The following is a 21,540-nucleotide window of genomic DNA, read 5'->3' on the forward strand; positions in this document are numbered from 1 at the left end:
GCTAGCTGTGGAGCCTCAAGAGGTTGTCCTCGGTTAGACCGAGTCTGCTGATTGGCTTTTGCGAGTTTATACCACCATGTGGTCTGTGCCAGTTGTATTGGTGCAGCCAGATTGGCAGTTCTTGGGCGCGCCGATCTGATGTTGGATAGGCTTTGGCGTAAGCCCATTCCCGAAGTGCGGTCTGGATGAAGCGTTCGGCCTTGCCGTTTGTTCTCGGCGTGTAGGGCTTGGTGCGGATATGCTTGATGCCCAAATCCCGACAAGCATCGCGGAATGCGAAGGACTGGTAGCAACTCCCATTATCGGTCATGACGCGCGCGACGGTGACGCGGAGGCTTTTGTAATAAGCCACAGCCGCCTTGAGGAAGGAAACAGCACTCTCCGCCGTCTCATTGGGCTTGATCTCGGAGAAGGCGACGCGGGAATGGTCGTCAATGCAGACGTGGACGAAATCCCAACCGGAGCCACGGCTTTTGTTCGGGCCACTCGGATCGCCGGTGATGCGGTGGCCGACACGCTGGAAACGCCCGAGTTTTTTGATGTCGAGGTGAATGATTTCGCCTGGATTCTCGCGCTCATAGCGACGTTCCGGCTCGGCCGGCTCCAGATCACGGATCCGGTTCAAGCCCAAGCGGCGCAGGACGCGGCTGACGGTGGCCGCCGACACCTCGACCTCGGCTGCGATCTGCTTGCCGGTGTGGCGCTGCCGGCGCAAGGCCTCGATGGCTGCACACGTGGCTGGCGGGGTTTGGCTCGGTGAATGGGGTCGCGACGAGCGGTCGCGCAAGCCATCCACACCTTCCCCGCGGAACCGCTTGACCCATTTGGCGACGGTCTTCGGCGTCGTGTTGAACTGGTAGGCAGCGTCGGCCTGGCTCAGCCCACCTTCCACCACGCTTCGGACCATCGCCTCTCGACCTTTGGGCGTCAGAGGCGCATTCTTGTGGATGTTCATCTGGTCTCTCCTTGGAAAACTGAAGCTTCGCAACCTCAGCTTCCTCGGTTCAGACCAGATGGACAACCTCCTGAGAGACCACAGCTAGCGCGCCCCCTCGGACGCGAGTTTCCGCGGCCGGCGCGTATCTGCAGAAAGCCTGGCGCGGCAAACGGCCAGTACGTCATCACGCCGGAGATGAGCCCCGGCTTCGTGGAGGCACTCCCTGTCAGCAAATCCCACGGCATCGGTCCGGCGACTTGCGCCAAGATGAATGCTATCGGGCGGTACACTGCCTCGACGTCCGCAATCAGTCGCTCGACTCTGCAAGCCAATTTCGGCAAGGCCGGCGCGTAATACTACCGGATATCGAGGGGCATCGATCACCGCGAGGTCCGCGCGAACCGGATCCGGAAGTCGGTTGGTGCGGAGAATACGTCCTCAACCGATCTTTAGCGCTTTCGACGCAATGGCCACCGAGTTGGGCCCGCTGATCGAGAAGGTCTGGCGGCACTGGGAGGACAAGGACCGCGCGGGCCCGGAAAGTCACGCTGAAGGCTCAAGTCAACGATTTTGACATCATCACGCGCAGCAGGTCCATGCCGATCGCGAAGTCGAACCACAGCGAGCTCGAACACTTCTCGATCGCGCTGCTTCAAAACGAGATGCCTGCTCCAAAGCCGGTTCGGCTTCTCGGAGTATCGTTGTCCTCGCCCCACGGTGAGGGGCAGGTGAGCCGCAACTCGGCCTGGCCGATTTGAGAGGCGCAGTTTCGAGCAGGATTTCAGGAGGGGCGCAGGCGCAGGTCGTGTGCAGTGCGGCAGAGTTCATTAGTTCACATTCATGAATCCCAAAATGGAAAGACTTGCGGTAGGATCGGGCTTTCCAAGGGGCGCACCCATGTTTGAACAAGCTACAACCGCTCTATTGCGAGCGGTACTTGACGAGGTCTGCGAAAAGCTAGCCCGCGACGAGACGGGCGCTCGCACCCATGTGGCCTGCAAGATCCTCGGAACCGCAAAGACCGGCGAAACGACACCGGACGAGCTGCGGCAGATTGGCCGGAAAGCCCTGACACAAGCGCCGAGGATGTGGCGTTGATCAGGCGAGGTGCGCAGTGAATTTCCAGGTCACGGTCTTGAAGATCCTGGTGAGTTATCCGGATGGATTCGCCGTGATGGCGGACCTCAAGCGCGACATGGCCATCCTGGCGACCAGCGGCCCGGAATGGGCCGAGCGCACCAAGCGGATGGCAACGCGCGTACCCGAGCTCGACATTTTTTCGGACGGCCTCGTCGAGCGTCAAAAAGGCGGCTGGAGGATTACTGTGAAGGGACGAGCCGTGCTCGAATCCATGGAGGCGCGCCGGACCGAACACGAGCCGGTCGAGAAGGTGCCGGTCGAAACGGCCGGGCCACCAGTGCCATCCTTGCCGCTGCCGGCAGAGCGAGCGAAGCGCCGACGCGAACGGCGCCAGCGTCGCCGCGAAGCCCGCGAACGCATGCATCTTAAGTGGGCAGGGAGTGGCGGCAGCCCAACTCATTGACCAAAAAGTAGATAGCTCCTGTCGATGCCGCGCCGACCCCGCGTCTCATGGGTCCAGCCGACAGCTCGGCGATAGCTGCCGATCGCCGCGGTCCGCTTGAGTGTCTTGACGACGACGGGCTGGTTCTCATCCGCGAAAAGGGAGACCCAAAGCGCATCCTCGGGACAATAAAGCTCGCAAAAGGAAGCATGTCGTCGTGACGGGCAATGACCGGAATTCCTTAGGTGCCGAGTTTGCCGTCCATCGCTTTCCACACGCTGTCGTAATCGGCGAATGCGAAGACGGTGCATGCCCGCGCTCGGCACCAGGGTGGCAAGGATCGAGGACGGTTGGTTGAAGAACTCACGCTGCTGCGTACCTGGTCAGGAGTTCGGTGTCGGAGCCGAGCTGATTGGCCGGAAACAGCCTGATCTCCAGCCCGCGCTCGTCGCTTCGCGGATCGGTCGATCGCCTCTTGGGCCCGGATATTCACGGGGTGGGTCGGATCCTGCCCGGTCGCAAACTTGTAAACGAACTCGGCTGCGGAAGCCGGACGAGTAAGAATCCCGCAGAGAGGTACGGCCGTGGCTGCCATCAATAGCGTACGGCGGCTCATCCTTCCGGGCTTCGAGACAATCATGTTTCCTCCTGATCCTGCATTGACGTTGGTGCCGACAGCATCAGCCTGCGCTGGCGTGCAGCTTTCGCGTCTCTTGGTTCACCGCTCTCGACCGCCGGCATGTAGGCAAGAGTCATCGCTCGCCGCCGCAACATGCGACGGGTGTAGCTCCTCACAAGGACTTGGCTGGATTGGCGCTTAGCGCCGGTGCAAGCCACTGCTTGATCTGCCTTGCGACCTCTGCGGTAGAAATCCCGTAGCGGTCGTGCAGTGTCGGAAGTGCGCCAGCGTCAAGAAATTCGTCCGGCAATGCGATCTGGCGGAAACGCGGATGAACGCCTGAACGCGTTAGAACCGCGGCAATTGCCTCGCCAAGGCCGCCAATCGACGTGTGGTTCTCGGCAACGACGACAAGACGGCCCGATTTGCCGGATTCACGCAAGATCGTCTCAGTGTCGAGCGGCTTGATGGTTGGAACATGCAGCACCGCAGTGTCGATGCTGTCGCCCTTCAAGGTTTGCGCCGCCTCGAGCGCACGCATGGTCATGATGCCGGATGAGATGACCAGGGCGTCCTTCCCGTCACGAATCAGCTTGGCCCTGCCGAGCTCGAATTTGTAATCATATTCGTCCAGCACGAGCGGCACCTGGCCGCGCAGCAGGCGGGTGTAGACAGGCCCGTGATGGGCCGCGATGGCGGGCACCAGCTGCTCGATTTCGTGAGCATCGCAGGGATCGATGACCGTCATATTCGGCATCGCGCGAAACAGGGCGACATCTTCTGCGGCCTGATGGCTCGGGCCATAGCCCGAGGTCAGCCCCGGCAGCGCGCAGACGATCTTCACGTTGCGATCTTCCTCCGCGATCGTCTGGTGTATGAAGTCGTAAGCCCGTCGCGATGCGAACACGGCGTAAGTGGTCGCGAACGGCATGAAGTCTTCGGCGGCAAGGCCCGACGCAGCGCCGAACAGAAGCTGCTCGGCCATGCCCATCTGATAATAACGGTCCGGAAATTCCTTCGCGAAGATGTGTAGATCGGTGTATTTGCCCAGATCGGCCGTCATGCCGACAACCTCAGGGCGGCTGCGGGCGAGCTCGACGAGCGCATGTCCAAAGGGCGCCGGTTTCGTCTTCTGTCTTTCAGAAGCGATCGATGCGATCATGGCGGAGGTGGTCAGGCGCGGCTTGCGCGGCTGCGGTGCTGATCTGATGGTCCTCATGCCTGCCTCCCAGCTTCCAGCGCGGCAAGCGCGAGCTGCCATTCGTGCTGCTCGACGCGGATGAAATAATTCTTCTCGCGCTGCTCCAGGAAAGGAACGCCCTTCCCCATCAGAGTGTCGGCGACGATCATCCTCGGCTTGGGCTCGGGATGGGACTTGGCGGCGTCGAACGCGGTAAGTACGGCATCGAGATCGTTGCCGTCGATCCGCTGCACGAACCAGCCGAAGGCCCGAAGCTTGTCGACCAGCGGCTCGAAGGCCATAACCTGCGTGGAAGGACCATCCGCCTGCTGATTGTTGACGTCGACGATGCCGATCAGATTGTCGAGCTTGTAGTGGCCTGCCGACTGGATCGCTTCCCAGACGGAGCCTTCGTCGAGTTCGCCATCGGAAAACAACGTGTATACCTGTGCCTCGGATCTCTTGCGCTTGAGTCCTAGGCTCATGCCGACGGCAATGCTCAGCCCAAGTCCGAGCGATCCGCCCGACATTTCCATTCCGGGCGTGTAGGAGGCCATGCCCGACATCGGCAGGCGGCTCTCGTCGCTGCCATAGGTTTCGAGTTCTTCCTCCGGGACAATTCCCGCCTCGATCAAAGCTGCGTAGAGTGCGATGGCATAATGTCCGTTGGAGAGCAGAAAGCGGTCCCGGCCCTCCCAGGACGGGTCTTCAGGCCGGTAACGCATGGCGTGGAAATAGGCCACGGCGAGAACATCGGAGATGTCGAGCGCCTGCGCGATATAACCCTGCCCCTGGACTTCGCCCATGCGCAGCGCATTGCGGCGGATGTTGTAGGCGCGGTCCGCTAGCTTGGGCGCGTTGATAAGCGCATTGGTGGGCGTTTCCATCGATCTGGACCTTATCTCGCTGGCTCAGTGGATAAGCATGCCGCCGTTGACGTCGATCACGGCACCCGTGACGTAGGCAGATAGGTCCGAGGCCAGGAAGGTGTAGATACCGGCGACATCTTCTGCCGTGCCGAGGCGATTGAGCGGAATGCCTTCCAGAATTTTCGCTCTCATTTCATCATTCAGCTTGCCTGCCGTAATATCCGTGCCGATCAGGCCGGGCGTAACGCAGTTGACGCGAATCCCGTCAGGGCCGAACTCCCGCGCCATCGCCTTGGCGAGGCCAAGGACCCCTGCTTTCGCAGCCGAGTAGTGTGGCCCGCCAAAAATTCCACCACCGCGCTGGGCCGAGACGGACGACATGCACGCGATCGACCCGGACTTCCGTGCGCGCATATGCGGGATCACCGCCTGGGACAGAAACAGGATACCCTTGAGATTGACGTCCTGAATTCGATCCCAATCGGCCGGCGAAATGTCCAGGAACTTGACGGGCTGGGTGATCCCGGCATTGTTGATCAGGATATCGATGCCTGCGAAGGTTTCGATCACACGGGTGACTGCCTGTTCGCAGAGCGATTTGTCGGCGACGTTGCACGCCAGTCCAATGTGGGACTTTCCAAGCGATGCCGCAGCTTCCGCCGCGGCGCCCGCGTCGATATCCAGAATGGCCACCCGAGCGGCCTCGGCGGCGAACCGCCGGGCGGTTGCGAGCCCGATGCCCCGCGGCGAGGCCGCGCCCGAAATGATTGCCGTCTTACCGCTGAGCAGCATCAATTCCTCCCGCAAATTGTTCTTCCTTGCTGGATTTAGGAATGACCTGCGGAGGCCGGCCCTACAAACGCGCAGTTGTCACGGATCGATGAATCTGGTTCACTTATCGAATGCTCTCGAAGATCCCGATATCCTCAATTCGTGCCTTTGAAGCCGCAGCCCGGACCGGATCGTTTCGCGATGCGGCGAATGAGCTTCACCTGACGCCGAGCGCCGTCAGTCACGCGATTCGCAAGCTGGAGGCCACGCTTCGGACCGTTCTGTTCGAGCGCAGCGCGCGATCTGTGCGGCTCACGCCAGCCGGCGAAAATCTGAGGCGTCACACCGGGGCGGCGTTCGATCAGCTCCGCCGCGGGCTTGAAGAAGTCGCCGCCCGCGGCCCACAACTGGTGCGCGTCCATTCCGCCCCAAGTTTTGCTGCGCAATGGCTGGCGCCACGGCTTGCGCAGTTTCTCGCTGCTTACCCGAAGCTCGAGGTTCGACTGGCCGCAAGCACGGATTATGCGCGCTTCAGCAACGATGATTTCGATATCGACATCGTCTACGGTCCGCCGCGCGCGGAAGGCGTCGAGATTGTTCCACTACCAGAGGAGACGGTCACGCCGCTCTGCTCTCCCTCGCTCGCAAAATCGATAAGGAAGGCCGCTGATCTCCTCGATCAGACGCTCATCCGCTCAGACGTGAAGCAGGTGCAGTGGCATCAATGGTTCGCTGCCAACGGATTGGAAGCCCCCGCGCTCAACGGCATGAGGTTCGATCGGAGCTTTCTTGCAATTGCGACCGCTGCGGAGGGATTGGGAGTGGCGTTGGAATCAACCCTCCTGGCCCAGCTTGAACTGGCCAATGGGCGATTGGTTGCCCCATTGGCGGGACGTGCGACCGATATCAGTTACGTCGGTCACCGTCTCATCTATCCGCGCGCCAGCCGACAAAGATCGGCCGTACGAGCGTTTGCAGACTGGCTGCTGGCTCAGCTCGACGGTGAAGACGCCCGCTCCTCGCAATGAACTGCAGGTCTGGCTGGAGCTTGGTTCAGGGCAAACCTCTGCTTGGCGCCGAACAGCAACCCTCGCCGCGGGGGCGTCCGCGCCTGCGGAGAACCTCAGATCATGCATTCTTCATTGATCTGGTAGGGAGCTATCGCTGATGCTCGCCGATCCATCTGTACAAGGCGATCATCGATGTAGCGCCTGAGCGCCGCAGCCGCCTTCAACATATAGACACGCATTGAGATCACTTCCCGCACGTCACGGCTCGCGCGCGCCCGCAAACCCTTGCAAGAGGCGCTCGCCGCCAGCAGGCGCGAGGCCGATCGAAAGCCAGCGGATTCTGATCGCAGGAGGCGACGGCGAGCGCATCTTCTCCGCAAGCGATGCAACAGTGAAGCTCACTTTGCAGCTCGCGCGCCTGATCGAGCGGTCGGGACCCCGGAGGCCCTGGCAGAGCTGAGGGCCAGCAGGGTGCTTGGACCTCGATCCGGGACATGCGCTCGCCGAATTGATGCAGGCTTTCCTTCCGGACGTCCGCTGCTACGCGGCCGATGGATTTCACACTCTCGACGGGCTTCGAAACTGGATAGCCTCTCAACAACGAAGATGCTCAGCCCGTCGATTCAACGAGGCGATCTTCCACGGCCTCGGGCCGAGCTACCTACGTCGTGGGGAAATGGTCGTTGACCCGCAAGGCCATCGCTGCTCGGCGGGTTGGATGTCGAAACCGAGCGGTAGAGCGGTATGTGACGATTTCTTTCAATGACTCACAGAGTTGGTCTATTCTGGACTTCAAAGTACGAGCGGACAGGTAGACCAGAACGGCAATGGCAAGGCGCCGAAACATCATCGCAATTCCCTCGCTGGGCTCTCTCGACAAGGCCGCAGGCCGGGTCGGACAACAACTTACACAGGCACTTCGCGAGGCGATATCAAACGGGATGTTGAAGCCGGGCGAACGGCTGCCGTCCACCCGCGCCCTCGCGGCATCGCTCCAACTCGCGAGGGGTACGGTCATTGAGGCGTTCGGTCAGCTACATGCGGAAGGCTACCTCGAGGCGCGCGCCAGAGGCGGCACGATCGTCGCCAACGTCAACGGCGGTCGCGAACTCGTCAGCCCACCGCAGGCATTCATTGCGCCGCCGCGGATCGGCCCTGTGTTGCGGGAGAACGTCGCCCGTCTTGCAGAGGTCGCGCAAGCTCTTCGGCCGCAAGGGACGGCGCCATTTGCAATCGCTCATCCGGCAGGCGCGGTCGCCCCGGATGACAAGTGGCGCCGTCTCGGTAATCGCGTCCGAGCGCTGCGCGTGGCTGCCCCGTCGGGATACATCGACCCGAAAGGATTGCCTGATTTGCGGCTCGCGATTACTGACTACGTTCGTAAAGCCCGTGGAGTGAAATGCGAGGCCGGCCAAGTCGTGATCACGGCGGGTACGCAGCAGGGTCTTTTTCTGGCTGCAACCGTTCTTCTTGCGGACGGAGACGCAGTATGGGCGGAAGACCCCGCCTATCCCGGTATTGTCGCGGTTCTCGGAAACTTCAACGTCCAGACCTCTCGCATTCCCGTCGACGCGCAGGGCATCGACGTCCACGAAGGTCTCGTCCGATGCCCGAAGGCTCGGGTCGCGTTCGTTACGCCATCGCATCAATATCCGCTCGGCATGCCGATGAGCATGGGGAGACGCACGGCTCTGCTGTCCTGGGCCCGTCAAAACAATGCCTGGATTGTCGAGGACGATTACGACAGCGAACTTCGCTACGCGGGACATCCATTTCCGTCCCTGCAGGGACTCGATCCTACACGTGTCGTCTATCTCGGGACGATGAGCAAAGTGCTGTTTTCATCCATGCGGATCGGATACGCCATCGTTCCCCTTCCGCTGGTGGATGCGTTCGCGGGCGCCCGTGCTCTTATTGACCGCCATTCTCCGACAGCCGATCAATATATGCTCGCGCAATATATGCGCGAGGGCTATTTCGAAGCTCACATACGGCGCATCCGGGGCGCTTACGCAGAACGGCGCGTGGCCCTGATCTCCGCCATTGAGACGGAGCTGCCGTCCTGGACAGCGCTCCAACCCAGCGACCAAGGTATGCACCTGGTGCTTTGGCTTCCTGCCGGCCTCGACGACGTCAAGCTTGCCGAGCAAGCACACAAGGCCGGGCTGGTTGTGCGACCGATCTCGCCCATGTACCAAAATGCGCCTGCTCGGTTCGGTCTAATGCTCGGCTTCGGCGGCTTTTCCGTCGCGGAATTGCAGGCGGCCGCAGTCCGCCTGAAAGGTGTCCTTGAGGCATCGGTCCGCGCGAACAGAAAGGCCAAACTGTCCAAGCGCCCACGGATGGAAACTGCCAGATAATATCTGGATGGCCGCGCTCAGGTCTCTTTCGCGGCAATCGGCGCTCGCCCTAACTTGAAGATTGGGTTGGAGTGCTCCGCAGCGCGCGGGGAAGAACGCGCACTGATCTCCAGTTTTTGAGTCCAACTACAGCTTTCGCCAGCGGCAGACGATCGTAGGGCGAATGAGATTATCCATGCTTGCGCAGGGCCGCCGATGGGTTTGGCCCCGCCATACCCGAGGATCACAAGTAGGGCGTTGCGCCACGATTTCTCCGAGCGTGTCGCTCCGTCGGATATGAGTCAGGCCTGCTCCGCTTTGGCCACAGCGGCGGCCAGCATTGCATCGCCGATCACATCCTTGCCCTGGGCCTTGAGCGCGTTCCCTGCACCGAGAATGTCCCGGTCCTCTTTATTCTGACTAAGCTTCGACTTGCCAACGAGTCGTGTGATCTCGATCTCGATTCCGACGATCATCTTGAGCATCATGTCGATGTAGTCCTTGGGACTGTCAGTCATCTTCCAAGGATCGGCCTGCTTCGCCTCATGGATGCGCGTCAGCCGCGCGACCATGCCACGAACGTAACGCTCATCGTCGCGGATCGTCACGCGTCCGTACACATGAGCCACCATATAGTTCCAGGACGGGACCTGCTTCTTGAACTCGACCTTGCTGGGATACCAGTTCGGCGCGATGTAGGCATCCCCGGCGCGGAATACGATCAGCACCTGGTTCCCCGTGGGGATATCCTGCCAAATGGGATTTGCGCGAGCCACATGTGAATGAAGCACGCCCTGCTGCCCTTCCTTCTCATGCAACTCGAAAGGTAGGTGATTTGCGTCGAGCCCGCTCTTCCCGTTGGTAAAGAGGATGCCGAGAGGATTTTTGTTGATGAGATCGTGAAGCGCCTCGGGGCGCGACTCGGCGAAATGTGGGGGGACGTACATGCTAGCTCCCTGGCAATTGATGAATGCCGCGCACGCTGCTCGCGGCATCAACGGGATTTCGTTCAGACCTCGGTCATCTGGAATTCACTCTTGTCTGCGCCGCAATCGGGGCAGATCCACTCGTCGGGGACGTCTTCCCAGCGAGTGCCCGGCGGAATGCCCTCGTCCGGCCATCCCTCCCGCTCGCTGTAAACAACCCCGCAGAGCGCGCACATCCAGGTCTTGTAAACCGGTGCGCCGATCGCTGTTTCAGAGTGCAGGTGAGCGCTTTCATTGCTCATCTCGGGTCTCCTATGCTGTGGAGCATTCATGAGACGGATGTAGGCCAGAACTGGTTCATTCCATAGAGCCAGTCTGCGGCATTCTTGCTGTACCAGATTGACGTCCTCTGGTTTTGGTCAAGGCCGTGAACCCGGCAGTAGGAAGATCTCTCAGAGAAGAAGTGCATTCCTTCTTCGAGCAGCCGAAATGGGTCATCCGACTGTTGGACAGCCATGACCGCGAAGCCTTTGGTCCCTCAGCCACGCGCCGCCGCTTTCATCGGCGCAAAGGCCTGCGAGGCGTCGGCTGTGCATTCCATCACTTCCGATAAGAGCGCAAATGAGCCAGAACCGTCCAGCAGCCGGCCGGCGGCGTTACAAATGGCTTTGCAGCGAGCCACACGGCCGCTGCAGTCCTGAGCTTTCTGCAATTGCACTCAGGCGTGAAACGGGTCTAGCCATCATGCACGAAGATTGGAGCCACGAACGCCAGTCTAACGGGCTCGATGTTCGACTCGCATACGTTTTTTTGTTCCTGGCGTGGCATGGTTTGTGGTGGTTACGCCGCGCCCGGGTCTCTTCTATATTGTGGCCCGGACGCTTGCTGGCGGCAGAAGTGAAGGGCTCGCATCGAGCGTTGGCCTGGGTACCGGAGGGCTTGTCCACGTTTTCGGCGGCGCCGTCGGTCTGTCTGGCCGTGTTGTCGCAAGCGCGCAAGCGTTCACCTTGCTAAAGATCGCCGGAGGCCTATATCTCATCTGGCTCGGGATCAAGGCGTGGCGCGAGGCAAGCGTCGATTCGATAGAATTGCAGATGACAGATGCGCATTTCTGCTTTTCGCCAGGGCATCGTCGTAGAGGCGCTGAACCCCAAGACAGCCGAATGCTTTCTCGTGTTCATCCCGCAACTCGTCGACCCATCTGGGAGTGTCAGCATGCAGTTCATCGTCCTGGGCTCATTTCGGTCGGACTCAACACGAGCGTAGACCTGATTGTGACCTATTGGGCTCCGAAGACGAGGGATGGCTTTGCAAAAAGGCCTTCATTCTTTGTTAAGCGCGCGCCATCATCTGCGGGCTGGGGCCGACGTTACTCTTCGCACGCCGCACGAGTTCACCGCTGCCGAACTTCCGCGCTCGAATAGCGCGCAGGGTCTCCATTCGGCTACGAAGGACGCCTTGCCGCCGGACGTCCTTGCTTCACATGCTGGTTCGACTTCGGCCGCGCTTTGGCCGTCCGGGCCGGCAGAACATGAAGGCACGTATCAAGCGGCCGGGGACCAAGGCCCGCCACTGCAATCCAACGCGCTTGCCTCTGCTGCCTCCTTTGCTCTCGTGCTGGTGGATCTGGATACGTGATGAGAACCGAGTTCGTGTCCACGGCCTAGAAATCGTCATCCTTCCTCGAGTTCGAAACGAGGAGTGCAGCGCGGAACGGGTGAGCGATGCCCGCAACGCCCTCCCGCCGGTTTTTTCTCTATCAGGGATCACCCGCCCGATCCTGAGCACCGTCAGGGTCTTCATCGAGAGCGGCCTCCCATTTCCTGCGGATTAGCGAGAAGGCGTGACATCGCTGCGATTCCCGCCAGTGTTTCGACAAGCGCATCGCCGCATGCTTAGATCTGCGCCCCAGGAACTCGAACGACGTTGCTTCTTAACCATCGCACTGACCACCGGGCGCCTTTGGATGGTGCGGATTCCAACATGCTGAATTGCTGCGGATTCCGACGAAGTCGCCCAGGCGTACCGATATGAAGTCGCCCGTGGATTCCGAGACGATGTCGCCCACCTTTCCGATTTGATCTCGCCCAGCGGCGAGGCGTTCTGGCCGGCTGGTTCTCTGGCATCGGTCAAGCCGCGTGGTCAATCTGGAATCGCGACTTCAACCTGTTTTTCTTCTTCTGCAGTTGCTGTGGGCATGTGGGCAACGCGATTGCGTTGTCCAAGCGCAGCGGCATGTCCACAGCGCCACGGGCTCAGGTCTTTCGGGCGGATTGCCGGGTTCGGCGCAGGCTCTCACCGGTGAGGTCGAGCCGATGGGCATTGTGGACGAGGCGATCGAGCACGGCGTCGGCATAGGTGGGATCTCCAATGAGCAGATGCCACTGGTCCACGGGGAGCTGGCTGGTGACGATGGTGGAGCGATGGCCGTAGCGATCTTCGAGGATTTCCAGGAGGTCGTGACGGGCACCGGCGTCGAGCGGCTCGAGTCCCCAATCATCGAGGATCAGCAGATCGACACGGCCAAGGCCGCGCAACAGGCGTGGATGGCGGCCGTCGCCGCGGGCGAGCGCCAGATCGTCGAACAGTCGCGGGACGCGCTGATAGAGCACGGAGCGATTGTCGCGACAGGCCTTGTGGCCGAGCGCCGAGGCGAGCCAACTCTTGCCAACGCCGGCCGGGCCGCAGATCAGGAGATTGACGTGGTCGTCGATCCAGCGGCCCTCGACAAGCTTAGCGAACAGCGGGCGGTCGAGACCGCGCGGGGTGCGGTAGTCGATGTCCTCGACGCACGCCTGCTGGCGCAGCTTGGCGTAGCGCAGGCGAGTGGCGAGCCGTTTGTCGTGCCGCAGCGAGGCTTCACGTTCGAGCAGCAGCGCAAGCCATTCGGTGTGACCGAGGCTTGCGGCCTCACCGGTGGCTTCGATGTCGGCGAAGGCCTTGGCCATGCCGTGGAGGCCGAGGGCGTTGAGGCGGTCGAGGGTCGGATGGGTGAGCAAGGGATGATCTCCTAATTGTAGTAGCGCGGTCCGCGGATGTTGGCATGCAGGATCGGCGCATCGTCCGCGGAACGCTGGTGAGCAGAACGCCGATCGAGATTGTTGGCGAGGATCGACTTGACCGAGCCATAGGTGCGCGCGCCGATGTCGATTGCCCGCGCAGCCGCGGCGTCCAGCCGTTCGCGCCCATAGGAGGCGGCGAGCCTGAGGATGCCGAGGCAGGCGCGGAAGCCTTGCTCGGGGTGCGAGCGCTCGTCGAGAATGAGGTCGCACAACGCGCTGGTCGCCGGCCCGATCGCGGCGGCGTCCTGGCGGATACGCGCGATGGTCCAGCCGGCGTAGCGCCGATGGCTGGAGGCCATGTGCTCCGGCACGGTGGTGTGTTTGTGATTGCCGCTCATGCGCTGATGCGCGGCGATCCGCTCGCCCTTGTGGAAGATCTCGACGGTACGGGCCGTGAACCGCACCTCGACCTCGGCGCGGGCGAAGCGATGCGGAACGCTGTAGTAATGCTTCTCCACCTCGACGTGGTAATCGAGACTGACGCGGCGGATCCGCCACTCGGCGAGGACATAGGGGGACGCCGGCAATGGCTTGAGCGCCGGCCGGTCGACCTCCTCGAGCAACCGGCGGCGTGTCACGCCGAGCCGCCGGATCGGCCGTTCCTCATTCAGCCTCGTGAGCAGTTCGCCGATCGCCGCATTGACCTCGGCCAGGCTGTAGAAGGTGCGATGGCGCAGGCGGCCGAGCAGCCAGCGCTCGACGATGAGGACGGCCTGCTCGACCTTGGCCTTGTCGCGCGGCTTGCGCGGCCGCGCCGGCAAGATGGCGGTGCCGTAATGCGCCGCCATCTCCGCGTAGGTACGATTGATCTGCGGGTCGTACAGGCTCGCCTTAATGACCGCGACCTTGGTGTTGTCGGGCACCACCAGCGCCGGTATGCCGCCGATCGCCGCGAAGGCGCCAACATGGGCGCTGATCCAGTCGGCGAGCCCCTGCGTCCACGTCGCCTGCGCGTAGGTGAAGCTCGATGCGCCGAGCACGGCGACGAAGATCTGCGCCGTTCTGCGCTCACCGGTCAGGCGGTCGACCACCACCGGCACGCCATCGCCGGCATAGTCGACGAACAACTTGTCGCCGGCCGCATGGGCCTGGCGCATCGTCACCGACAGGCGGCCCTCCCAGGCGCGGTAGAGCTCACAGAAGCGCGAGTACCGGTATCCGCCGGGCTCGGTGGCGATATATTCCTCCCACAGGATCGACAGCGTCACGTGCTTGCGTTTGAGCTCGCGGTGCACGGTCGCCCAGTCGGGCTCGGCGATGCGGCGGTGACCCTGACGGTTGCCATTGCCGGTCTTCGCGAACAGGCGAAGTTCCAGAACCGTGTCGGTGACGTCGTCTGGCAACGGCCAGCTCAAGCCCGCGGCCTCGAACCGCCGGAGCGCCAGGCGCACCGTCGAGGGCGCCGCGCCCACCCGTCGCGCAATCTCGCGGCTCGGCAGCCCGGCCGCCTTCATTCTGATCACATCGCGCACACGGCGCATCGCAAGCCTCTCCGTCGGCATCCAGGGTCCCCTTCGCAAAGCCGAAAGAGTTGACCCTATGGGAGCCAGAAGAGGCCTCGTCACCCGGGCGACATCATCCCGGAATGGTGGGCGACATCATTTCGGAACGGGTGGGCGACTTCAAATCGGAATGGTGGGCGAGATCATCTCGGAATCCTGGGCGACATCGATCGGAATCCGCAGAATTGCGAAGCTGCGTGCGAGGTTGAGCGGTTTCTTAGATATCGCAATGCCCACAAGGAAACACCGCCGATTTCTTTGCCGAGCCTCGCCAACGAGATTGGCGTGGGCTCGATCCAAGTCAAGGACGAGGTCACCGACGCGGCCTTGGCAGTTAAGGCTTTGGCCGGCTCCTATGCCGTCATCCGGCTCGTCTTAGAAGCAGCAACTCCGCGCCTCGGCAGGGCTGTTGACATCTCGGAGCTTCACGCACCTGAGGTGAAGGCCGTAGCAGGGGGGATGACGGTATCCTGCGCCACGGACGGCAGTCATGGCAGCTCCGTAGCGTTAGGGCGCTCAGCTAGTGGGGGCGAACTGCGCTATATTCATTCACTCGGGCGTCAGCGATCAGCGTAGCGCAGCAATCGTCTGACATGGCGCGCAGATGATCCGCGTCAGCGCCGACTCCGTTGCCGAAGCATCCTGAGTTGCCGCAGACAACGGCTGGATCACGGTGTCTGACACGTCCTGGCCGGGCTACGAGCGTATTCCTGGTCTGGTAATGCAGGGATATACCGCGCTCCTGACTGAAGCACTACGACAGTTGCCCGAACCTCCGACCCACGTCTTCGTCCAGGCAGGAGTCGGTGGACTTGCCGCAGCGGTCGCCGGACATTTTTCGGTGTTGTTAGGTGATAATAATCGCCCGTTCTTCACGGTTGTCGATCCATCGCGCGCAGCGTGCCTGTTTGAAAGCGCTCGAACCTGGCATCGCGTCAAGGTAGCTCATGGGCAGCCGACGGTGATGGCGATGCTCGAGTGCTACGAACCTTCGCTCGTCGCTTGGCGCATCCTTTCGCGCGCAGCCGACGCTTTTATGATTGTCGATGACGAGGAGGCCGTCGGGATTATGAACCGTTTGGCCAATCCCCGGGACGGTGATCCGGCTATCGTTGCAGGCGAAAGTGGCGGGGTTGGTTGGCAGGGTTGCTGAAAGTTGCGGCCGATTCGACCTCGCGCGCTTGACTGGTCTTGAACCTGACGCACGGGTCTTCCTCATCAATACCGAGGGCGCGACGTCCTGGCGCTTACGAACAGCTCGTGGGTCAGTCTCTGTCGCAAGTGGTCAGGAGAAGCTTGGAGGCCTAGACGCTCATGATCCGCGGCCCGTTCGGTGAACTCGTGACGGGGACGAAAGCCCAAGAGAAGGCCAAGAACGAAGGCATCCAGCGATTGATCCTACGATTGAAATCCGCCGCAGATTTCTGCTTCCAACGAGGCCCGTACGCACGTTTTCGGCACAAAAGGCATGACTTTGCCGTCTTGCCGCAAGACCAAGCGTTATGACTTTGGCGCTTTGCAGCCCAACCGCGTTCGCCTCATCGAATGATACAACAGCTTCGTTTTCTTGTTGATTCGGCACACCGGCTATGAGCCGTTTCATAATTGCGATACAGCTCTCCGAGTAATCTGTCGATATGCGTGGACTCCTGATCGTTCTCACGGCTTTCGCGATCATATTGGCGGCACGCGGCCACCACCAAAGCGCATTCATGCCGCGCCCGACGGCGCCCATGCCACCCGTCAATGTGCCCTAACACCACGAGGTCTGTCGGGTAAGCGGTTGCCTGCGAGCGAACGCAGGGCAGATCGGGCCGGCAACAAGGGACTGCTAGGCTGATTTCGGCGCATTCTTCAGATAGACGACAGCGCGACGTCCCGCAGAGGTCAGCTCCCCCAGAGTCGTTTTTCCCGCCCGTACCGCTTGGATCAGTTGCTCAGCGACATACCGGCGGCTCTCGTGGTCACCGCCATTCGGCAGCCCCGCCCAGACCTGATCCAAGACCAGGCCCATGTTCGCTTGAACCTCTCCCGTAAATTCGCTCACGCTCCATCTCTCCTTTCGAGGGATAATGCGATAAGGCTAGTGCCCTCTTTGCACTCGGTATAGCGCACATTTGCCGAGCGGTTAAAAGCCTCTCGCGTGCAGAAGTGAATTCATGGTTTGACGCGGCTTGGTATCCTCGCAATTCGCGCGGCGCTTGCGTTTGAAACGATCGCGCCGCGTTCGAAACGTCTCGTTGCGAGGAGGACGGAATCGTCCCGTACGGCTCGGATTTCCGGGCTCTCGCATTTCCCTGAGCGCCGGGCCGGCCTCATGCGGGCGCTATGGTCCTCACATGGGCGGCCATGGCCCTCTGGTTCGGCGCGGGCGGCCGTTGCGCCGCAGTTCACGCGAGACTGTCGAATCAGCCCGCCCCAGGCGACGTCCAATCTGTTGGATCGATTGGCCCTGCACCTTGAGAGGCGCGATCTCTTCGTGCTCTACCAATGAGAGCTATTGCCCCGAGATCGCCTTCTGCCGAAGATCTGAACATCGCTGGTGGCATGTCGCCCGCCTTTGGGAATAATCTGCTTCCGCGGTAGGTCGAGGGGGCGATCGGCAACATCTTGCAGATCGGCTCAACCCCACGCGCCGCACGATCATCGTCGATGCGATCATGGCTTGGACCGGCGGTCGAGCTCCGCCGTCGCAAAATAAGCGCTTGCCTTGCGCAGGTTCTCGTTTGCTGGCGAAGCTCGCGGTTCTTCCGTTCCAGTGCCTTGGGCTTCTCGGCCAGCTCGGTCGGAACGCCGGCCCGCTGCCCACTGTCGATCTCGACCTACTTGACTCAGTCATGCAAGGTCTGCGCGTGCAGCCAATCTTGGCCGCAATGGAAGTCACCGTCGTCCAGCGCGACCTGTGCTCGTTGGCCTGATACAGAGCTATACGACCCCGTCGGGCTCGGGCCTCGGGTGAACATTTCTCGTCGTCTTGCTTGTCATGGCTCCACCTTCTCAAGACTTGGAGCCTCCGCCAAATCCGCGGCGGCGGTTCAGATGGGCGCTCAATCCTGCAAGCGCTCAAACGCGGACGGCACGATTGAGTGAGTTTTGCTGTCAAGATGCTCTGGTCTACTCAGCTTCTGGCGGAGCGATCCGTTTGCAACCACGAGAGCACTAACGAGGATGCCCGCCGGAACGCGGCGAACTGTCGCTCGATCTTGCTGGAAAAGTGCGCTCTGCCACGAGACCGGCAGGAATTATGCGGCTCATTTGAATAACAATGCCGAGATTGGCCAGAAAGGGAAGCGGAGCGGCGATTGCCGATCTCTATTCCTCGCCGCAGAGGTCGTTCATGGGCAGTCATGATCTTGTCTCCAGCAGTTTCCTCGGGCTGACCGCAGCCGGATTTGCGCTACTCTGCTCGAGCCTGCTTGTCCTCGTCTTCACATGAAGTAAGCCCCCTCGTATGGCCGGTCTCTGGTCATTCAGTTCATCGACTGGACGGACTGCTTCCCTAGACTTTGAACGCTGGCACGGCTCCAGCAGGCCGTGATGAGTATCGTAGCCGCCCGGCCAAAATCCTCGACGCGATAGCGGCCCCTGCCCGCAACCTTCGAAACAACCGTAAGCCCGTCACGCAACGCCGGTGAACTTACCCAGAAAACTGGTCTCCAGAAAGTCATTGTCCTAACCGCCGGCTCTGAACGGCATGACAGTGTTGAAGGTCGGCCGCAGCCGAGACTAACCTGGGATTTGCACCGGCAGTGCGGAATAACCGTGCACAAAATTCGATTGAACTCGCTCCGGTTCGCCGACCACATTTACCTCCAAACATCGATTCAGCATCTCCTCCCACAGGATTTTCAGCTGCAGCTCGGCAAGGCGCCTACCCACGCAGCGATGAATCCCAAATCCGAAAGAGAGATGTTGCCGTACATTTTCCCGATCGATGATGAAGCTGTTGGCTCTCGCAATGACCTCGTCATCTCGGTTGCCAGAGATGTACCACATCACAACTTTGTCGCCTCGCCTGATTCGCTTGTGGCCTATCATGAAATCGTCCACAGCGGTCCGGCGCATGTGTGCAATGGGGGTTTGGTATCGTATAATCTCGGATACCGCGCCGGACACCAGCGAAGCATCATCCCGGAGTTTTCGCATTTCGGATGGATTTTGACTCATGAACAAGACGCCCCCGGTAATTGAGTTGCGCGTAGTATCGTTACCTCCAACAATCAGCAGAATGAGGTTGCCCAGGAACTCGCGGGGCTCCATGTTTCGGGTCGCCGGTGAATGCGCCATCATCGAGATCAGGTCACCGCGCGGCTCACAATCGACCCGTTCGCTCCAAAGCCGCGTAAAATAGTCCAGGCACTCCGACAGCACCACCTTTCGCTTTTCCCAGCTGTCGATCTGGTCGCCCATTTGTGGAGTCAAGGCAGCTACGTCCGACCAGTAGGTCAGCAACCACCGATCCTGAAATGGAAAATCGAACAGCGTGGCCAGCATTTGGGTCGTCAACTCGATCGAGACCCTGTCGACCCAGTTGAAGGTATCGTTGCGCGGCAAACCGTCCAAAATCTTCTGAACCCGCGAGCGGATCAAGCCTTCAAGATTTGCCAAGTTCTCCGATGCCGCTATCGGACTGATAGTCTTACGTTGCTGAGCATGGAGAGGAGGATTCATTTTGATAAAACTGGGGGTCCAATACTCCTCCGGCGGGTCGACTATTGTGACGCTTCGCTCTGATGAGAATGTTGTGTGATTTGAGTCCACGGCTATGATGTCGCGGTATTTTGTTATCGACCAATATGGTCCGTATGGGCTGTTTTCGCAATAATGAACGGGATCTTCCCTCCGCAGCCGTTCGAAATAAGGCCAAACGGTATCATCCTCGAAGCGCTTGGGTTCGCTTACATCAAGACGGCTCAGCGGGATATCAGTGCTCTCGCAGGCGCTTTCTGTCGATAACGCTGTCATGATTGTCTCGCTGACATTGGCTTGCACTTTTGCTGGATCAGCTGAGTGCGCTGTGTTCGGGGGAAGCGCGCTCGAAACACGACGAGCTTGGGCGGTGCACTAACGATGTGTCACGCATGATCATGGCTGGACTTCGCGCGAGGTCCGAAATCTGAAATCATGTTACGGACTTCGGTTTGGTCCCCGTCAACGAAGAATAATGGAAAGGCGAGCGAAGCTCCCCTATCAGGATTGGGAGGCGCGCGAACGCGCCCTTTGTGGTACTCAACATCAAGCCGCAAGCACTCGCAGCTGTGGCACCCAGCCGGTTATCGTCATTTTCTCGGGCAGGCAGCCCCTTTGCCACTCGACCACTTACATTGCCGAGGCGACGGACGTCCGAACTGGCAACAAAGTATCTTCCATGCGCTGGAATAGAAGAGAATTGGCACAGCTGAAACAGCTCTGGTCCGAGGGACAGAGTGCCGCGCAGATCGCGGGTCATCTCGAGTGCAGTCGCAACGCCGTTTGCGGCAGGCCGACTCGGTTGGGTCTCACTCGAGGTCACAAGCCACCAACAGCACAAAACCCAAGATTAGATCGGTGCCCAAGCGGAGGGCCGACGTTGATGGCTGCCCGCCGCGATCGCGTCCGAAAGAAGCTGCTGCAATAGGCGCTAAAAACGCGGCCTCAGGAAATGAGCAAGCGGCAGCTTTACGCAATCCTAGCTGAGGCGGTCAGGAATACCGTCTAGAGCTATCGGCGCCGCGATCTCCCGGGTCTAGGCCGCCGTAGTCGGTTCATTCGGGCTATTTGGTCTCGCGATTTGTGCCTATCCGACGAACAGCGGCGTCCAGTAGAACGTTCGCGGCAGGAGGGCTCGATCGTACATCAAGTCATCCAATCTCAAGAGGCCGGATGCGCTGAATTGGAGAGAAGAGAGCGTTCTGCTTATTGAGTTTTCCGGGTATGCGTTTTGGGGAAGCGCCCGCCGTCCTAGTTTGCGCGGTGTTCGGAACTTTCGGCACACCGCGCCCAACGAACTACACGAGACCGGGTGAAGCCGCTTGATCCTCAACCACTTTCGATATCTGCGACAGGCGTGTGGAGAGCTGGACTGGGACTGAACACTCGGCAAATCATCGAGGTACGACGTTTCCGGGGGTGAGCCCGGTGGCCCTCCGACTGTGATCGGACCTTCTGGGTTTAGACGAAGGCGCGAGTTTCCTCGCCGGCTTCGATAGGTTTGAGCTGACGGCGGAGATGAAACGGAAGAAGGTGAAGCGGTGAGTACCAGATAGCTCCACTATTCGATCTTCGCCTGTTCTCCCGAAAGAACCTCCGATAGAATCGCCTGTCGTCGGGCGGCGCTATGCTTAGCGTTGGAGCGGCTTGACGAGCTGCCCTCGCGGGATATTGCCTGACGTCGTTTAAAAGGTCGGCTCCTGCGGTGCGCAGACACACGAAAACGGCTACCACCAACGTAGGTGCCTTGACGTCTGCGCAAAACCGGCGGCGCCTCTGAGGCGGCCGGCTGTTCAATTGCACCCATCCGTTCTCGCTCACCTACCCGGCTCATTTCGTCACGCCAGCTGCGCGAGAGCCGCCGATAGGAGAGTTTCGCTCGTAGCGATATTGCCGCCGAGTAACGGACGCATGAAAGGACTTCTTCTGCGAGGGATCCATGAAGACGCCCACCGACAATCCCTTCATTGGCGAATTTCACTACATACCGGGACGGAGCCAAGCGGACCCATTATTCCTGGACCGATGGGGAATACGCCACGCAAAATCAACTACCAACCTTGTCAGTTGACGGAGAATACGGGACCGTATCAATGTTGGTCATTGAACCTCGC

At 60.5% G+C, this 21,540-nt stretch carries 19 protein-coding genes, 2 pseudogenes and 1 other annotated feature; of the genes and pseudogenes, 8 read left to right on the forward strand and 13 right to left on the reverse strand.

Annotation, left to right across the window (positions count from 1 at the left end; genetic code table 11):
* Position 1 precedes the first annotated feature (1 nt).
* Entirely contained in the window at positions 2 to 955 is a 954-nt protein-coding gene (locus BcanWU425_RS32145) for an IS481 family transposase (protein WP_231189007.1), read from the reverse strand.
* Positions 956 to 1,515: 560 nt separating this feature from the next.
* Between BcanWU425_RS32145 and BcanWU425_RS37800 the strand changes: the two genes are divergently transcribed.
* The 3 genes from BcanWU425_RS37800 (at position 1,516) to BcanWU425_RS32160 (ending at position 2,480) form a co-directional block, all read left to right on the forward strand.
* Positions 1,516 to 1,695 (forward strand): hypothetical protein, encoded by a 180-nt coding sequence (locus BcanWU425_RS37800; RefSeq protein ID WP_438744287.1) that lies wholly within the window; start codon positions 1,516 to 1,518, stop codon positions 1,693 to 1,695.
* A 139-nt stretch (positions 1,696 to 1,834) separates the two neighbouring features.
* On the forward strand, positions 1,835 to 2,035 hold the full coding sequence (locus BcanWU425_RS37805) for a hypothetical protein (protein WP_231189009.1): 201 nt from the start codon (positions 1,835 to 1,837) through the stop codon (positions 2,033 to 2,035).
* A 16-nt stretch (positions 2,036 to 2,051) separates the two neighbouring features.
* The gene (locus BcanWU425_RS32160) at positions 2,052 to 2,480 is read left to right on the forward strand and encodes a hypothetical protein (RefSeq protein WP_231189011.1); all 429 of its coding nucleotides are present in this window, start codon (positions 2,052 to 2,054) and stop codon (positions 2,478 to 2,480) included.
* A 226-nt stretch (positions 2,481 to 2,706) separates the two neighbouring features.
* Here the strand turns inward: BcanWU425_RS32160 and BcanWU425_RS32165 are convergent.
* From BcanWU425_RS32165 to BcanWU425_RS32180, 4 genes and pseudogenes are all read right to left on the reverse strand, one after another.
* Positions 2,707 to 3,099 (reverse strand): annotated as a pseudogene (locus tag BcanWU425_RS32165) (TRAP transporter substrate-binding protein); the annotation flags it as partial.
* 151 nt (positions 3,100 to 3,250) lie between these two features.
* A complete protein-coding gene (locus BcanWU425_RS32170) occupies positions 3,251 to 4,297 on the reverse strand; it encodes a transketolase family protein (protein WP_231189013.1) in 1,047 nt (348 codons plus the stop codon).
* The gene (locus tag BcanWU425_RS32175; protein WP_231189015.1) at positions 4,294 to 5,145 is read right to left on the reverse strand and encodes a transketolase; all 852 of its coding nucleotides are present in this window, start codon (positions 5,143 to 5,145) and stop codon (positions 4,294 to 4,296) included. Before BcanWU425_RS32175 ends, BcanWU425_RS32170 begins: the two co-directional genes overlap by 4 nt.
* A 24-nt stretch (positions 5,146 to 5,169) precedes the next feature.
* A complete protein-coding gene (locus BcanWU425_RS32180) occupies positions 5,170 to 5,919 on the reverse strand; it encodes an SDR family NAD(P)-dependent oxidoreductase (protein ID WP_231189017.1) in 750 nt (249 codons plus the stop codon).
* Between the two features lie 110 nt (positions 5,920 to 6,029).
* On the opposite strand from BcanWU425_RS32180, the gene BcanWU425_RS32185 reads away from it, so the two are divergent.
* Both BcanWU425_RS32185 and pdxR read left to right on the forward strand, forming a co-directional pair.
* Positions 6,030 to 6,926, forward strand: a complete 897-nt coding sequence (locus BcanWU425_RS32185) for a LysR substrate-binding domain-containing protein (protein WP_231189026.1) — start codon at positions 6,030 to 6,032, stop codon at positions 6,924 to 6,926.
* 809 nt (positions 6,927 to 7,735) lie between these two features.
* Complete coding sequence (gene pdxR / locus BcanWU425_RS32190) at positions 7,736 to 9,268, forward strand: MocR-like pyridoxine biosynthesis transcription factor PdxR (RefSeq protein WP_231189028.1); 1,533 nt, start codon at positions 7,736 to 7,738, stop codon at positions 9,266 to 9,268.
* A gap of 281 nt (positions 9,269 to 9,549) precedes the next feature.
* Here the strand turns inward: pdxR and BcanWU425_RS32195 are convergent, their stop codons facing one another.
* Together BcanWU425_RS32195 and BcanWU425_RS32200 are read right to left on the reverse strand one after the other, a co-directional pair.
* Positions 9,550 to 10,194 carry an FMN-binding negative transcriptional regulator gene (locus BcanWU425_RS32195; RefSeq protein ID WP_231189030.1) on the reverse strand — a complete coding sequence of 215 codons (645 nt, stop codon included), beginning with the start codon at positions 10,192 to 10,194 and terminating at the stop codon, positions 9,550 to 9,552.
* A 62-nt stretch (positions 10,195 to 10,256) separates the two neighbouring features.
* Positions 10,257 to 10,475, reverse strand: coding sequence for a rubredoxin (locus BcanWU425_RS32200; protein WP_085357752.1), 219 nt, complete (start codon positions 10,473 to 10,475; stop codon positions 10,257 to 10,259).
* A gap of 567 nt (positions 10,476 to 11,042) precedes the next feature.
* Here BcanWU425_RS32200 and BcanWU425_RS32205 point away from each other — a divergent pair.
* Positions 11,043 to 11,597 (forward strand): LysE family translocator, encoded by a 555-nt coding sequence (locus BcanWU425_RS32205; protein WP_231190939.1) that lies wholly within the window; start codon positions 11,043 to 11,045, stop codon positions 11,595 to 11,597.
* Between the two features lie 831 nt (positions 11,598 to 12,428).
* Here the strand turns inward: BcanWU425_RS32205 and istB are convergent.
* A complete protein-coding gene (gene istB, locus BcanWU425_RS32210; protein WP_007605871.1) occupies positions 12,429 to 13,172 on the reverse strand; it encodes an IS21-like element helper ATPase IstB in 744 nt (247 codons plus the stop codon).
* Between the two features lie 11 nt (positions 13,173 to 13,183).
* Entirely contained in the window at positions 13,184 to 14,716 is a 1,533-nt protein-coding gene (gene istA, locus BcanWU425_RS32215; protein ID WP_083843304.1) for an IS21 family transposase, read from the reverse strand.
* A gap of 694 nt (positions 14,717 to 15,410) precedes the next feature.
* Between istA and BcanWU425_RS37810 the strand changes: the two genes are divergently transcribed.
* A complete protein-coding gene (locus tag BcanWU425_RS37810; RefSeq protein WP_445818635.1) occupies positions 15,411 to 15,890 on the forward strand; it encodes a pyridoxal-phosphate dependent enzyme in 480 nt (159 codons plus the stop codon).
* 678 nt (positions 15,891 to 16,568) lie between these two features.
* On the opposite strand, the gene BcanWU425_RS32225 is transcribed toward BcanWU425_RS37810, so the two are convergent.
* The 4 genes and pseudogenes from BcanWU425_RS32225 to BcanWU425_RS32235 form a co-directional block, all read right to left on the reverse strand.
* Positions 16,569 to 16,784, reverse strand: coding sequence for a hypothetical protein (locus BcanWU425_RS32225; protein WP_231189033.1), 216 nt, complete (start codon positions 16,782 to 16,784; stop codon positions 16,569 to 16,571).
* A gap of 288 nt (positions 16,785 to 17,072) precedes the next feature.
* Entirely contained in the window at positions 17,073 to 17,195 is a 123-nt protein-coding gene (locus BcanWU425_RS37625; protein WP_245286098.1) for a helix-turn-helix domain-containing protein, read from the reverse strand.
* Positions 17,196 to 17,319: 124 nt separating this feature from the next.
* Positions 17,320 to 17,738 (reverse strand): annotated as a pseudogene (locus BcanWU425_RS32230) (IS3 family transposase); the annotation flags it as partial.
* Positions 17,329 to 17,441: a sequence feature (AL1L pseudoknot), on the reverse strand. Its footprint overlaps the pseudogene before it by 113 nt.
* Positions 17,739 to 18,463: 725 nt before the next feature.
* Positions 18,464 to 19,702 (reverse strand): cytochrome P450, encoded by a 1,239-nt coding sequence (locus BcanWU425_RS32235; RefSeq protein ID WP_231189035.1) that lies wholly within the window; start codon positions 19,700 to 19,702, stop codon positions 18,464 to 18,466.
* 403 nt (positions 19,703 to 20,105) lie between these two features.
* Between BcanWU425_RS32235 and BcanWU425_RS32240 the strand changes: the two genes are divergently transcribed.
* On the forward strand, positions 20,106 to 20,354 hold the full coding sequence (locus tag BcanWU425_RS32240; RefSeq protein WP_231190940.1) for a GcrA family cell cycle regulator: 249 nt from the start codon (positions 20,106 to 20,108) through the stop codon (positions 20,352 to 20,354).
* Positions 20,355 to 21,540 lie beyond the last annotated feature (1,186 nt).

Origin of the sequence: Bradyrhizobium sp. WU425, from assembly GCF_021052305.1 — a bacterium.
Lineage (GTDB): Bacteria > Pseudomonadota > Alphaproteobacteria > Rhizobiales > Xanthobacteraceae > Bradyrhizobium > Bradyrhizobium canariense_D.